The sequence below is a fragment of the Nevskia soli genome (assembly GCF_903970205.1).
In the GTDB taxonomy this organism is placed as follows: domain Bacteria; phylum Acidobacteriota; class Terriglobia; order Bryobacterales; family Bryobacteraceae; genus Bog-113.
The window spans coordinates 1-14,681 of sequence record NZ_CAJCHS010000016.1; the positions used below are offsets into that span (position 1 = coordinate 1).

Below are 14,681 nucleotides of genomic sequence, written 5' to 3' on the forward strand. Positions count from 1 at the left end.
GCGATCTGGCGAATCGGCCTGAAGTTTTCGGTGAAGATGTGCGCCTTCTGCTGGAGCAAGGCGCCCTGCTTCCAGCGACAGCCTATATCAACGCGCAGCGCCTGCGCCGCAGAATGCAAGCCGAATTCGCGCGCCTCTGGACGGGCATCGACGTTCTGCTAACGCCGGCAACGCCGACCGCGGCGCCCCCGCTCGCGACCCCCGTCATCTCGATCCACGGCGAAATCGAAGACACCCGCGCGGCCGCCACCCGGTTCACGCGCTGCTTCAATGTCCTAGGCATCCCGGCGATCTCGATCCCATGTGGCTTCACCTCGGACCGCTTCCCGATTGGACTCCAGCTCTCCGCTCCCGGGTTTGAAGAAAGACGCCTCCTGGAAATCGCGTGCGCAACCGAGCGCGAATTGCACTTGTAATACAGCCTCTTTAATCCTTTTCTACTACTATTGGAAAAGCAAAGCTTGGAAATCTCTCAGTTTCGGCATTTTCTTATGCCGGGTGGCTTGTATCCGTATGATTCAATTAGCCTTAACTTTGGAGATCATATTGCCTCACGTGACTCAAGGAACGACAAGGGGGAGGGAGCCGGTCAGGGGGATCGGGCTCCCTATTCGTCCGCGGCTAGTCAATCTTGCGCCAGGCCCGCCCATCCCGCTTCATCAGATCGTCCGCCTCCTTCGGCCCCCACGATCCGGAGTCGTAGTTCGGAAAACTCCTCGCCGGAAGCGCTCTCCAAACATCTTGAACCGGCCCAACGACGCTCCACCCGGCTTCCACCATGTCCGCCCTTTGGAACAAGGTCGCGTCGCCGACCATGCAGTCGTAGAGCAGGCGCTCGTAACCCGTGCTCGGTTGGCTGCCGAAGTAATCCACATATTCGAAGTCCATATTGACTGAACCTACACGGACGATCGGACCCGGAATCTTCGCGCCGAAGCGCAGGGAAATTCCTTCGTCGGGCTGGATGTGGAGCACGAGCAGGTTGGGCATCAGCCGCTCGACTGGAGTATCGCGGAACAGCACAAACGGCGCTCGCCGGAACTGAATCGCGATCTCGGTAACGCGCTTCGCCATGCGCTTCCCCGTGCGGACGTAGAACGGGACATCCGCCCACCGCCAGTTATCGATCGATAGCTTCAGAGCAACGAAAGTCTCCGTGTTCGACTGCGGGTTTACCAGCGGCTCTTCGCGATACCCGGGCTCCGGCTTGCCGTCGATCGTCCCCGGTCCATATTGCCCGCGAACCGCCCGGGTCAAGACTTCTTCCGGCGGCATGATTTGGATGGCGTGCAGGATCTTCGATTGTTCGTCGCGCACCGCGTCGGCTTGAAACGAAATCGGAGGTTCCATCGCGGTTAGCGTGACGAGTTGCAGGATGTGATTCGGGATCATATCGCGCAACGCGCCCGCATGGTCGTAATAGCCGCCCCGGCGCTCCACGCCCAATTCCTCGGCGACAGTAACCTCCACATGATCGATATAACGCCGATTCCAGACCGGCTCGAAAATCCCGTTGGAGAAACGAAATACCAAGATATTCTGGACGGTTTCTTTACCCAGGTAATGATCGATGCGGTAAATCTGTTTCTCCGTCAGCGACTTCCCGAGATCCCGGTTCAAAGCCCGCGCGGAATCGAGATCGCTGCCAAACGGCTTCTCGATAACGACTCTTCGCCAGTGCCCGTCCGCTTCGCTGGTAAGCCCGTTGGCGCCGAGCCGCGAAGGGATCTCGCCGAAAAACGCCGGGGCCGTAGCCAGATAGTAAAGATAGTTGCCCTTCGTCGAGTGTTTCTGGTCCAGTTCGGCCAGGAGATCCTTCAGGTGAGTGTAAGTCGCGTTGTCGCGGAAATCGCCGGTCATGTAATAAACGCGCTCCGCCAGCCAGTCACACTGCGTGCAGTCCTGAGGAGCGCCGGCGTACTCGCGGATATCGTGGCGAACTTTGTTGCGGAAGTCGTCTTCCGACATCTGGTCGACGGCCACGCCGAGAATAGCGAAATCCTCGGGCAGCAGCTTACTCCGCCGCAAGTTATAGAGCGCGGGAAGTAGCTTACGGGTAGTCAAGTCTCCCGACGCGCCGAAGATGACCATCAGGCATGGGTCGGCCGGACGTCCATGCTCGTCGGGACTTACTGGCTGGGCTGGTTTTGAAGACACTCGGGCTCCTAAGTCTTGGGGATGTGCTCGACGTGCCCGCCGAACCCTTTACGCATTGCGGAGAGCATCTTCTCCGCGTAAGTATGCTCCTGCCGCGAGCGGAAGCGCGCAAATAGCGATGCGGCCAGAACTTCGGCCGGTACCGCTTCTTCGATCGCAGCCTCGATCGTCCAGCGTCCTTCACCGGAATCTTCAACCCATCCGGTGTATCCCTTCAACTCCGGATCTTCCACCAGCGCCATCGCCGTTAGATCCAGCAGCCACGATCCAATGACGCTGCCTCGCCGCCACGTCTCAGCCAAATCGGCTAAGTTGATGTCGTACCGAAGATCGGGATCGAGCTTATCCGAGTTCTTGTTCTTTAGAATGTCGAAACCCTCGGCGTAAGCCTGCATCAGGCCGTATTCGATTCCGTTGTGAACCATCTTGGCAAAGTGTCCCGCGCCGCTCGGTCCGCAGTGCAGGTACCCTCTGTCCGCCGTCGACTTACCATCGCGACCCGGCGATGGAGCAATGCCGCTCTCCCCCGGCGCCAGGGCGTTGAAGATCGGGTCGAGCCGCTGCACCGTGTCCTTCGGGCCGCCGATCATCAGGCAATAGCCGCGCTCGAAACCCCAAACTCCACCGCTCGTTCCGGCGTCGACATAGTCGATACCTTTCTCGGCCGCAAGCTTCGAACGCCGCACATCGTCCTTATAGAACGAGTTACCGCCATCGATGATCGTGTCGCCCTTCTCGAGAGTATCGATCAGTTTGCGGACCATAGTCTCAGTTGCATCGCCTGAAGGCACCATGACCCAAACCGCTCGCGGCGCCTGCAACAGCTTCTTGAAATCATCGACGGATGCTCCGCCGAGCGCGCCCTGGCCGACGAGTTGCTTTACGGGAGCATCGCTCAAGTCATAAACCGCGCACTGGTGGCCGGCTTTCATCAACCGCCTCACCATATTCGAGCCCATACGGCCCAGACCGATCATTCCTAATTGCATGCTTCTCCTATGTCTTATTGGTTCCGTTACGGAGTTATCTTAAGCGCCTGGTCAATCGCGCTCCCCAGCACTTCAAGACCGTGCTTCAAATCAGCGGGAAGGTGTACGCGCAACGCCCGCCGCTTGCGCTCAGCGAGAACTTCGAAATCGCCGCGCGCCTGCGCCGCTTTCACTACGCTGAACGTATATTTCTGACCCGGCACCTGCAACTCCACTGAGTCGTCGCAAGTAAGTTGTAAGAATACTCCGGAGTTCGGGCCGCCCTTATACGCCTGCCCGGTGGAATGCAGAAAGCGGGGGCCAAAACCGAGGCAGGTCGCCACCCGATACCGGTCCCGGATTGCGCGCCGCATTTGTTGCAGCGCTTTTTCGTGCTCCCCGTTCATCTCGATGTAAGCCAGCAGCGCGAAGTAATCGCCCGGTGACAAACGGCCCAGATGATGACTTAGGTAAGTGGTCAGACTGTGATGCTCTCCGAGTTCGTTGGCGTTAGTTTCATTAGTAAAGAGTTTGATCCCATCCTGCTCAAAGATCGGCTGCTCGGCGGGCAGCGATCCTTTCTCTTCGTACTCTGAAGTTAGCTTGCGGGTCGCGATCTTACTCGCTTCGACATCCGGTTGATCGAAAGGATCGATACCGATGATCGAACCGGCAACCGCAATCGCAATCTCCCAACGGAAAAACTCCTGGCCCAGGTCGTAAATATCGTGGACATTCAGGTGAACGACGGTATGTCCGGCGTGTTCCAGGTTCTTGAGGGCACTGTCTTCAGCGGCGGCGGCAGCGGGAAGGTAGCGCTCATACGCGAAGATGCGATCCTGCCCGTAAACACTAGGAGAACCGAGCGGTTCCCGATCGACGGGTATCAAACCGCGGCCGTTCTTCCCGGTCGACTCCGCGATGAGTTGCTCGAGCCACGCCCCGAGATCCGCAATCGGCGGAGAAGCAATCAGAGTGACCTTCTCCCGACCATTGCGCGCGTGTTCGCCGAGCGTGAGTCCCAACGAAACCCCAGGGTTATCGGAAAGCTCCGGCAACTTACACAACTCCACCATCTTCTTAGCGCTTTCGAGAAAACGGCGTACATCCAAGCCCATTACCGCAGCCGGAATCATCCCGAAGTCGGATAGAGCGGAGTAGCGGCCCCCGATACTCTTCACGCCATAAAAGATCTTCCAGAACTTGTCGTCTTTAGCGACCTGTTCCATCTTCGATCCGGGATCTGTAATCGCGATAAACTGCGACCCATTGTTTCCGGCCAGTTGATAGAAATACTGCTTATAGATATTCGGCTCAAGAGTACTGCCGGACTTACTGGAAACGATAAAGACCGTATTGGGTATGTCGATCTTTTTCTGCGTATCCAAAATCTGCTTCGGGTCCGTCGAATCGAGCACGAACAACTCCGGGTATCCGCCGACCTTCCCGAAGGTCAGCTTCATGACTTCCGGACAAAGACTCGAACCTCCCATTCCGAGTAGCAGCGCATTCTTGAATCCCCGCTTCTTTACCTCTTGTGCGAGCGCTTCAAATTCGTCCACGCGCGCGAGTTGCTGTTCGACAATATCCAGCCATCCCAGCCACTGCGCTTCATCCGCGCCTGTCCACAGGCTTGCGTCATGCCCCCAGATTCTGCGTGCAAACTGCGCCGGCTCCTGCAACGTCGATGCCGCCATTGATTTAGTCCTATCTCTTTCCGTCTGACAGTCCGTGCGTTTCTTCGATCCTCTTCACTTCCGCGAGGCGCCGCACATGACGTTCTTCACGCGTAAATTGCGCATCGAGGAAAGCATGCGCCAGTTCCTTTGCCGTCTCCAGTCCAATCACGCGCGAGCCGAACACGATCACGTTCATATCATCATGCTCGACGCCCTGGTGCGCGGAATAATGATCATGCGCGAGCCCCGCCCGAATGCCGTCGATCTTGTTTGCCGCCACCGACGCTCCGATCCCGCTTCCGCAGATCAAAACGCCGCGCTCGGCCACGCCGTCACGCACTGCCTTGCCTACGCGCAGCGCGAAATCCGGATAGTCCACCGGCGCTGTCGAATCCGTTCCTACATCCATCACGTCGAAACCGAGCCCGCGCAAGTACTCGCGGACAACCATTTTTAACTCAAAACCCGCATGGTCCGAGCCGATCACTACCTTCACAGGTTTGTCCTCAGGTTTTGCCCCCAGGTTTGTCCGCGACGATTCGTTGTCTCATTGAGTATCCGCACGCCGCCGGGGTTACAACCATCTTATTGTGTTCTATTCCGGTAACCCCATCACAATCGTTCCGGAATGCCGCAACCGGGATAGCCGTTACACTTGGGAGATTGAAAGCCGAAGCGCCGGCGCTGCCTGCAACTTTACCTTTCTAACCGCATCTGAAAATAAAGCCAACGAGAACCCGATTCGTGCGAAAGAGATCATATTTGGGAAGGATATCCCTCACACCGACGTTGCTCGTTATTGCCGCTGCCGGCGCCATTCCGCTGTCTGCTCAACTGGGCGCTCCAGCGACTCCGCAGGCGCCATCGAGTCCGCCGCCGTCGGCGAATGGTCCCGTGAGTTCCATGGGCGGAAACTATCAGGGCAGCGTCGCTGCGGGGCAGGCGACTGCGACGCCGATCGATTTGTCGTTAACCGATGCGATTCAGCGCGGGCTCAAGACCAACCTCGGGATTCTGACCACATCGGAGAGCGTGAGCAACGTAAGCGCGCAACGCAAACGGGTCCTGGCCGGCCTGCTGCCGAATCTCACCGGTGACTACACGCAAAGTTACAACCGTGTAAACCTGGCGGCCGAAGGGTTCCATTTCACGCTTCCGCCGGGGCTGGGCTTTAGCATTCCCGAGATCGTCACGTTCGGCTCCGTCGATACGCGCGCGAATCTTAGCCAATCAGTTGTGAACTTCCAAAAATTGCGCAACCTGAAGTCGGCCGATGTCAGCGTGCATGCCGCGCAGCTCAGTGTGCAGGATAGCCGCGACCTGGTGGTTGAAGCCGTCGGCAACGCGTACCTGCTGATCATTTCCGATATGGCACGGGTGGACGCCGCCCAGGCACAAGTTGACACCTCGCAGGTTCTATTCAATCGCGCGGTGGATCAACACGCGGCCGGAGTGGCGCCCGCGATCGACCAGCTTCGCGCCGAGGTGCAGTTGCGCACCGATCAGCAAACGTTGCTCGCATCGAAGAATCAATACGAGAAGGACAAGCTCGTGTTAGGCCGCGTGATCGGGTTGCCGCCGGGACAGCGTTTCAACACCACGGATCGCATGCCGTTCTCTCCCTTGAACGGAATCACTACCGAGGATGCGCTGCGCCAGGCCTACGCGAATCGGGCGGATTTTAAAGCCGCCGAAGAACAGGTTCGCGCCGCCGAAATCGCCCGCAGCGCTTCCGTTGCGGAATATTATCCAACCGTCGATTTAACCGGCAATTTCGGCGACGCCGGTGTGAACGTCGGCTCCTCACACAACGTGTGGAACGTCACCGGCGCGTTGAACTTCACAATTTTTGACGGCGGCCGCATCCGCTCGGACATCGAACAAGCGGATTCGACGTTGCGGCAACGGAAAAATGATCTCGGGGACCTGCGGGGGCAGATCGATCAGCAGGTTCGCACCGCGCTGCTCGATCTGCAATCGGCCGCGGATCAGGTTGCGGTTGCCCAGCGCAACCAGCAGCTCGCGCACGAAACGCTGGCGCAATCCCGCGATCGTTTCACGGCCGGGGTAACGGACAACGTCGAGGTGGTGCAAGCCCAGCAATCCGTCGTGACCGCGGATGTCAATCTCATCAGCGCCACCTATCAGCACAATCTCGCCAAAATCGCGTTGGCGCGCGCGCTCGGTTTGGCGGAACAGAACCTGGCGCGCTTCACCGTCCATTAGCCATGGCCAGCGCTGCAACCAGTCCGGCGCAGGAGCAGGCCCAATGGCGTCCGAACCACAATAAGTGGCTCATCGCGATCACGGTAACGATGGCGACGTTCATGGAGGTGCTCGATACCTCCATCGCCAACGTCGCGCTGCCCCACATCGCCGGGAACCTCTCCGCCGGACAGGACGAGAGCACCTGGGTGCTGACGTCGTATCTGGTCTCCAACGCCATCGTGCTGCCGATCAGCGGCTGGCTGGCCACCGTCTTCGGACGCAAGCGTTTCTACATGACCTGCGTCGCGCTGTTCGGAATCAGTTCGTTTCTGTGCGGCCTTGCGCCATCGCTCGGGCTGCTCGTGTTCTTTCGCGTGCTGCAGGGGATCGGCGGCGGCGGACTCGCGCCCAGTGAACAAGCGATCCTGGCCGATACCTTCCCGCCTCGGCAGCGCGGGATGGCTTTCGCGCTCTACGGATTCGCCGTCGTTCTTGCGCCCGCAATCGGACCGACGCTCGGCGGCTTTATCACCGACAACTTCAACTGGCGGTGGATCTTCTTCATCAACATTCCGGTCGCGATCGTTTCGCTTTTCCTGACTCACCGGCTGGTCGAAGATCCTCCCTGGCTCAAGGTCGAGAAAACGAAAGGCGTGAAGCGCCGCGTTGATTTCATGGGGCTCGGCTTCATCGCTGTCGGGCTCGGTTCCCTGCAAGTCGTTCTGGACAAGGGCCAGCGCGATGACTGGTTCGGTTCTCATTTCATCGTCACCTTCGCGACGCTGGCGGTAATCGGCATCGTGGGAGCCGTTATCTGGGAGTATTTCGAGCCTGAACCCATCGTGGACGTCCGGCTTTTCTTCAAGAACCGCACGTTCGCCATCGCGAGCTTCATGATGTTCATGCTCGGTCTGGCCCTCTACGGAAGCACCGTGCTAATTCCGCAGCTGCTGCAAACGCTGATGGGTTACTCTGCCTCGACCGCCGGTATGGTGCTGTCGCCGGGCGGGGTGGTCGTGCTTTTGCTTATGCCGGTGGTCGGTATCGCCGTCGGGAAGTTGGATGCACGCTATTTGATCGCGTTTGGGTTTGCCGCCAGTGCCACCGGGCTCTTCTACATGACCGGGCTGAATCTGAACATGAGTTTTGGAGTCGCGGTGCGTTATCGCGCCGTCTATTCGGTCGGACTCGCGTTCCTGTTCGTTCCGATCAACACAATGTCTTATGTCGGCATCCCGCGCGAGAAGAATAACCAGGTCTCGGGGATGACGAACCTGTTCCGCAATATCGGGGGCAGTGTCGGTATCTCGCTTGTGGAGACGCTGCTCGCCCAGCGGTCCCAATTCCATCAGGATCGGCTGATCGGCAATTTCAGCAACTACAGCGGGCAGTTCCGCAGTACGGTGCAGGGTCTGGTTTCTACGCTGGTGGGGCGGGGAACCAGCCCCGCCGATGCCATGCAGCAGGCTTACGGCCAGATGTTTGGAATCGTGCAGCAGCAGGCGAATGTGCTCGCCTACATCGACACGATCTGGTTTTTCGCCATCGTTTGCGCGGTGATGGTACCGTTTGCTTTCCTGATGAAGAAGAATCGGCCGGGGGCGGGTCCGGTGGGTGCGCACTAAAGAAATGTTGACTTAGCTAGAAAATCGGACTAACCCCAAATCATGCAGCTAAACGTCCACGATGCCAAAACGCAACTCTCGCGGTTGCTTGAGATGGTGGAGCAGGGTGAAACCGTGACTATCGCCAGGCACGGGAAGCCCGTTGCCGACCTTATCCAGACGCGCAGTTCCAGCTTTCCACTGGGCGCCGGACGTGGAAGTCAGCTGGTCCCTCCTGGCGATGCGTGGTGGCAGCCGATGACCGATCATGAGGCGGAGGACTGGATCGACGGTAAGTGAGAGTACTTGCCGACACCCACGCCCTGGTCTGGGCAATCAACAGTCCCGAGTTGCTGAGCCGCGCGGCCTTCGACGCATTCAAGAACGAGGAGATCGTCGCCAGCGTGGCGAGTTTATGGGAGTTGTCCCTGAAGTCGGGAAAGAAAAACTGTCTGATAGGCGATCCGCTCCCGTGGTGGAGGAAGTACATCACGGGTCACGGGGTCGCCACGCTTGCGATTCGGGTAGCTGACGTGATCGAGTTGTCCTCGCTGGCGCAAATCCACAAAGACCCGTTCGATCGGATTCTCGTCGCGCAATCGCTGTCCGAAGGGATTTCCATCGTGACCCGCGACGAGCGCCTTGCGAGATACGGCGTTCCGACGATCTGGTGAACCGAGCCGGTCCGGCGACCCCACTCACTGCGGGTTCACCACCACCTCCGACTTAACATCGACCTTCTCGAACTGCATCGGGAAACTACGGCCGTTATAGTAAGCGTCCCACTCGTCTTTGTAATGCTTCGACACGACGTGCCCGCTCTGACCCATAACTACATTCAACAAGCTCTTATCCCAATCCCCGACCACGGCGTTGTACCGCTCGGAGGGTCCGATCCGCATGGTCGTTTGTTTCACCGAAGTCGATCCGCCGCTCATCGGCACGGGGCCGATGTCGAATAACGACGCCAATCCCGGTAAGTGGCTTCCTACCGGATGAGTCAATCGCCATTGCAGATAGTTTCCGTAACGCCACTTACCTAAGTTGCGGCCCTGGGTCCGCTCTAACTCATGAACCGCGCTGCGGAGACTATCGACCAGCACCTGATCGTAACTGGCGAACCATCCGGCCGGGCGTTCGTCGAGCAAGTGTTGCATCACGGAATAAGAAAGCTGTAAGACCGAATGGGCGCGCGGCGAATCCATATACTCCTGCGCGTCGCCCGGAGCGGCGCTATCTGCGATCGCCTCGCGCACATACCAGTCGGTTCGCACCGCGATCAGAGCCGCGGCTGAGTCTTTATCGATCTGCCCGTTGAAGTGCCGCAGAAAGTCGATCGCCTGTTTCAAGTCACCTTCCCCGCTGCCCTTCCGATCCCACGCCGCCACTAACTCACGAGCCAGATGGTCTTCAAACGCCGAGTAAACGTCTTTCTCTATGGCCAGAGTATCGAGAGGCGTGAGTTTCGACTTACTTTGCAACATCGCCCGGATCTGTGCGGAACGATAAGGCGACGCGAACGAGCCGCTGACCGTGTACGCGTAATCCTTCGGAAACGGATTCTGGTTCGCGGTGACGATGATGCCCGAAGGCGGATTGAAAGATTGCGGCAACTGTTCGTAGGGGATCCATCCATCCCACTCAAACTGTCCGGATGCGCCGTCCAGCGGAACATCGCCTGTAAATCCCCGCCGCACCGGCAACTTACCGCTGGCGTGATACCCGATGTTGCCGTCCACATCGGCATAGACGAAGTTCTGTCCGGGTCCTGGGAACTTGGCGACTGCCGCGTTGAAGGAAGTCCAATCGCTCGCCCGGTCGATATCGTTAAACGTGAGCGCAAACGAGCCCTTTTCGGCGGCCGACCATCGCAAGGCCAGATGTTCGCCCTTCTCATTCACGATCACCGGACCGTGCCGCGTCACCCACTGCCGCAACTCGACCGTTTTCTGACCCTTAACCGGGATGAAATCGGTCTCGAGGCGCGCCTGTTCCATGTGTCCTTCGAATTCGTACTGGCCGGTGCGGTCGTCCAGCTTTTCGCGGTATAAGTCCTGAACGTTGAAGTGTAAGTTCGTTACACCCCAGGCGATGCGCTGGTTGTGACCTACAATCACGCCCGGCGCGCCCGGCAGCGAAACGCCCATCACCTTCAACCCTGGCGCATCGAGCGCGGTCATGAACCAGATCCCGGGCACGGAGTAAGCCAGATGCATATCGTTCGATAGCTGCGGATGTCCGTGCGAAGTGTGGGCGCCGGAAACGACCCACGCGTTGGAACCCGGCTGAATTTCCGTCCCGGCTCGCGACGGGAATAGAAGCGCGACCTTGGCGGGATCTCCGTGGGCCAGTAAGTCGGCCTCTTCCAGATGTTCCGGCCACGAGGTTGTCAGGTCGCGGAACATATAGAGCCCGATCAGAATGGTATCGACCACGCTCCACGGCTTCGGATCGTAACCCAGCGCCGCGAATTCGAACGGCAGCCGGTGGTGGTGCGTTTCTATGAAGTAGTTCACGCCGCGCGCATAAGCGGTCGTATCGGCGCGATCCTGAGCGGATAAGTCGCCGTAAATCGACTCCGCGATCCGGCGCATGCGCAACCTCCGGGAGTCTTCATCCAACTCCAGGGCTTGCGGTCCCACAATCTCGCACAGATCCCCCGCGGCGGCGCGTCGCAAGGTATCCATCTGCCAGAGCCGTTCCGATGCCGTCACGTAGCCTTGAATCAGAAAGGCATCGGCCTGCGTCGCGGCGTGGATGTGAGGGACGCCCAATCCATCCCAATCGACCGTGGCTCGCGCGCTGACCGGCGCGGTCAGGTGGCCTGAGGTCTGGGGAAGCGGACGCCAGAAAAACCACCAGGCCCCGACGGCCAGCAAAACGAAACCGATCAACAGCAGCGAATTGAGGACGCGCAGAATGCGCCGCGAGAGCACCCTAGAATTGTAGACGCCTCCTTATTGGCAATATTGAGTCAGCGATATTGATGCCCATCCCGCACCTCGGCCTGCGCTTGTTGCTTCTCGGCTGCATTCTCGCGGTGAACGCGTTCTTCGCCGGCGCGGAAGTCGCACTGCTTTCCGTGCGCGATTCGCGTCTGCGCCAGCTGGCGGAACAAGGACAAGTGGGCGCGCGCATCGCACTGCAATTGCTCGCCAACCCCAGCCGCCTGCTGGGCGTCACGCAAGTCGGCGTTACGCTGGCGAGTCTCGGCCTTGGCTGGGCGGGAGAAGACACGCTCTACGCGATCATTCTAAATCTGGTTCACCCTGCGATCTCGCCGGGCACATCGGTGCTGATTCGCGGCGTGTGCTTCGCCGCGGCTTTCCTGCTGATGACGTATCTGCACGTCACCCTGGGCGAAGTCGTCCCTAAGAACCTCGCCATCAATACGGCGGACCGCCTGGCCCTTGTCGTCGCGCCGCCCTTGATGGTTTTCTCCCGCATTGCCGCGCCGTTTATCACGATTATCGAGCGCACGGTGATGTTGATGACGCGCTCCATGGGTATCCAAACGAGGCATCATCCGGGCGGGCATTCGGCGGACGAGATCCGGCTGATTGTGGCATCCAGCCGCGGCGCCGGTCATTTGCCCGAGGCTCAGGAAGAGATGATCAACCGGGTACTGGATTTGGAAGATCTTTCGGCACGCGAGGTAATGACGGGGCGCAACGCCATCGTATCGGTCTCGATCGACGCCTCGCTCGACGAGGTCCTCAGCACCATGATTCGCGAACAGCACTCGCGCCTTCCGGTTTGGGAAGGGACGCCGGAACTGATTGTCGGAATGATCTTCTACAAAGACCTGCTTCCGGTCTGGCAGGAGCGCCGGCGCTTTCTGCGCGAGGGCCGGTCGCCGCGCCCGTTCCGCGTGCGTCCGTTGATGCGCAAGGCGCCGGTTGTCCCAGAGACGAAGCCGCTTTCCGCGATCCTGGAAGAGTTCCGCACCGGAAAGTCACACATGGCGATCGTGGTCGATGAGTTTGGTACCGTTTCCGGCCTGCTCACGCTGGAGGACGTTCTGGAGCAGATCGTGGGCGGGATCGAGGATGAGTTCGACGATCAGCGCGAACCTGCTACGGTCGAAGTAGCCGATGAACTGGTTCTCGATGGAGCGACCAAGATCCGGGAGCTGGAGTCGCAGTATGGCCTGACGCTGCCTTCGGAGGCCGGATTCGAAACTCTGGCCGGATATCTGCTCTATCGATTGGGTCACATTCCGAAGCCCGGGGAGTTTGTGGATTTTGAAGGGCGTCGATTCACCGTAGAATCCGTGGAGCGGAACCGAATTGCCGGCGTCAGAATGCAGAAGATCTCGCCGGTTGTAACGTCGACAGGCTTACGAGAGAGTATCGAGGAGAAAACTAGCTAACACATGCTCGGACTTGATCGCAATGCCGCCCGCTGGACCTGGACCGCGATACTGATTCTGCTCCTGTGCCGCGCTCTCTATCAGATCCGCGAGACGATCTTCATCCTGATTATCGCGATCCTGTTCGCCTACATGCTGACCCCGCTGGTAAACGTGTTGAACCATCATTTGCCTGGAAAATCGCGCACGCCGGGGCTCGCCATTACTTATGTGCTGCTCATAGGCTTTCTGGCAATTGTCGGCATCGAACTCGGTACGCGCGTGGCGGAAGAAGCTACATCACTTGCGACTAAAGCTCCTGAGTTCTTTGGACACTTGTCCGGCGCCACCTTCAATGTCCCCCTTCCGCATTACCTGGAAATGCTCCGGGGCGACGTCCTCGTGCACATCCAGACCTTTCTGCAGACGCATTCGGGAGATATCGTCAGCTATCTTCCTACTGCCGGATTGAAGGTAATTTCCTACTCGAGTTACCTGCTGTTCTTAGTGCTGGTCCCGGTAATCAGTTTCTTCTTACTTAAAGACGGCTCTGAGATATATAACCACACCGTTACGCTTTTCCCGGATGGCTCGCGCCGTCAAATGTGGATCGGGATTATCGCCGACACGCATATCCTCCTGGGTCAATATGTCCGCGCGATGGGATTACTTTGCCTGATCACTTTTGTCGTTTTCGCCATCGTCTTCAGCATCATGGGCGTGCCGTATGGAATTCTGCTCGCCGCGATTGCGTTTCCGCTCGAGTTCGTTCCTATGATCGGCCCGTTGATCGCCGCCGTAATTATCATTCTGGTTTCGATCGCCACCGGATACGGGCACGTTTTCGGGATCGTTATCTTCCTTGGTTTGTATCGTCTCTGCCAGGACTATGTGGTAAGTCCAAGGCTGATGAGTTCCGGCGTGGAGGTGCATCCGCTGCTGGTGATTCTCGGTGTACTGGCCGGCGAGAAGCTGGGCGGCGTTCCAGGAATGTTTCTTTCGGTGCCGGCGGTCGCGTTGATCCGCGTCGTCTACCGGCGTCTCAGATCGTCAATCGCGCCGGTTTCGCAACCGCTCGCCGAATCGCGTCGCGATCATTTGGTAATTTAACCGGCTCATTGGCGAACCGTGAGACGATGCGGTCGCCGTCCGGCGCGGTCAACTGCCGCGTGTGATAGCGATAGATGAAGTCGGTGTCCTTCAAAACGTTGCCGGTAAGGATGGCGACAACATCCGCGTCGCGCGCAATCGTTCCCGCTTCCGTGAGCTTGCGGATTCCGGCCAGCGTCGCGGCGGAAGCCGGCTCGCAGCCGATGCCGCATTGCCCGATAAGCGCCTTCGCGTCGGCAATCTCCTGCTCGGTGACACGCTCCACGACGCCGTTGCTGGACTGCACTTCGAAGTGCGCTTTGGGCCAGGAGACGGGATCGCCGATGCGGATGGCGGTGGCGAGAGTCTCCGGATGCGCCACGGCCTCAAACCTACCGGCGCCGTGGTGGGTGAAGTCGTAAAACGGCGACGCGCCGCGCGCTTGAACCACGGCCAGACGCGGCAGCCGGTCGATCAGCCCGATGCCAAGAAGCTCGCGCAACGCCTTACCGAAGGCCGACACGTTGCCCAGATTCCCGCCCGGAACCACCACCCAATCGGGCACGCGCCAGTCGCGCGCATCCAGCATCTCCGTCATGATGGTCTTCTGCCCTTCGATGCGGAA

General features: G+C 59.0%; 13 protein-coding genes. 7 read left to right on the forward strand and 6 right to left on the reverse strand.

The genetic code is table 11. From position 1 onward, the window contains the following. A partial coding sequence (locus tag H1Y01_RS00790; protein WP_257644399.1) for an amidase family protein occupies positions 1-416 on the forward strand: 416 nt, incomplete at its 5' end. Positions 417-621: 205 nt separating this feature from the next. Here H1Y01_RS00790 and zwf read toward each other — a convergent pair. From zwf to rpiB, 4 genes are all read right to left on the reverse strand, one after another. Next, on the reverse strand, positions 622-2,091 hold the full coding sequence (gene zwf / locus H1Y01_RS00795) for a glucose-6-phosphate dehydrogenase (RefSeq protein ID WP_180538202.1): 1,470 nt from the start codon (positions 2,089-2,091) through the stop codon (positions 622-624). A gap of 74 nt (positions 2,092-2,165) precedes the next feature. Then, on the reverse strand, positions 2,166-3,164 hold the full coding sequence (gnd, locus tag H1Y01_RS00800; RefSeq protein WP_301331906.1) for a phosphogluconate dehydrogenase (NAD(+)-dependent, decarboxylating): 999 nt from the start codon (positions 3,162-3,164) through the stop codon (positions 2,166-2,168). Positions 3,165-3,172: 8 nt separating this feature from the next. Next, positions 3,173-4,822, reverse strand: a complete 1,650-nt coding sequence (locus H1Y01_RS00805; protein ID WP_180538193.1) for a bifunctional transaldolase/phosoglucose isomerase — start codon at positions 4,820-4,822, stop codon at positions 3,173-3,175. A gap of 10 nt (positions 4,823-4,832) precedes the next feature. Further along, entirely contained in the window at positions 4,833-5,300 is a 468-nt protein-coding gene (gene rpiB, locus H1Y01_RS00810; RefSeq protein ID WP_180538194.1) for a ribose 5-phosphate isomerase B, read from the reverse strand. 248 nt (positions 5,301-5,548) lie between these two features. Between rpiB and H1Y01_RS00815 the strand changes: the two genes are divergently transcribed. The 4 genes from H1Y01_RS00815 to H1Y01_RS00830 are packed head-to-tail and all read left to right on the forward strand — an operon-like array spanning position 5,549 to position 9,290. After that, on the forward strand, positions 5,549-7,030 hold the full coding sequence (locus tag H1Y01_RS00815; protein WP_180538195.1) for a TolC family protein: 1,482 nt from the start codon (positions 5,549-5,551) through the stop codon (positions 7,028-7,030). Between the two features lie 2 nt (positions 7,031-7,032). After that, the gene (locus H1Y01_RS00820; protein WP_180538196.1) at positions 7,033-8,637 is read left to right on the forward strand and encodes a DHA2 family efflux MFS transporter permease subunit; all 1,605 of its coding nucleotides are present in this window, start codon (positions 7,033-7,035) and stop codon (positions 8,635-8,637) included. A gap of 42 nt (positions 8,638-8,679) precedes the next feature. Continuing rightward, positions 8,680-8,916: a type II toxin-antitoxin system Phd/YefM family antitoxin gene (locus H1Y01_RS00825; RefSeq protein ID WP_219341154.1), complete on the forward strand. Its 237-nt coding sequence runs from the start codon at positions 8,680-8,682 to the stop codon at positions 8,914-8,916. Next, positions 8,913-9,290 (forward strand): type II toxin-antitoxin system VapC family toxin, encoded by a 378-nt coding sequence (locus H1Y01_RS00830; RefSeq protein ID WP_180538197.1) that lies wholly within the window; start codon positions 8,913-8,915, stop codon positions 9,288-9,290. Before H1Y01_RS00825 ends, H1Y01_RS00830 begins: the two co-directional genes overlap by 4 nt. A gap of 24 nt (positions 9,291-9,314) precedes the next feature. Here the strand turns inward: H1Y01_RS00830 and H1Y01_RS00835 are convergent, their stop codons facing one another. Beyond that, the gene (locus H1Y01_RS00835) at positions 9,315-11,552 is read right to left on the reverse strand and encodes a penicillin acylase family protein (protein ID WP_180538198.1); all 2,238 of its coding nucleotides are present in this window, start codon (positions 11,550-11,552) and stop codon (positions 9,315-9,317) included. 50 nt (positions 11,553-11,602) lie between these two features. Between H1Y01_RS00835 and H1Y01_RS00840 the strand changes: the two genes are divergently transcribed. Then, a complete protein-coding gene (locus tag H1Y01_RS00840) occupies positions 11,603-12,988 on the forward strand; it encodes a hemolysin family protein (protein ID WP_180538199.1) in 1,386 nt (461 codons plus the stop codon). A 3-nt stretch (positions 12,989-12,991) separates the two neighbouring features. Beyond that, positions 12,992-14,077, forward strand: a complete 1,086-nt coding sequence (locus H1Y01_RS00845) for an AI-2E family transporter (protein WP_180538200.1) — start codon at positions 12,992-12,994, stop codon at positions 14,075-14,077. On the opposite strand, the gene H1Y01_RS00850 is transcribed toward H1Y01_RS00845, so the two are convergent. Beyond that, the coding region (locus H1Y01_RS00850; RefSeq protein ID WP_180538201.1) for a pyridoxal-phosphate dependent enzyme at positions 14,010-14,681 on the reverse strand (672 nt) is incomplete at its 5' end. The genes H1Y01_RS00845 and H1Y01_RS00850 overlap by 68 nt on opposite strands.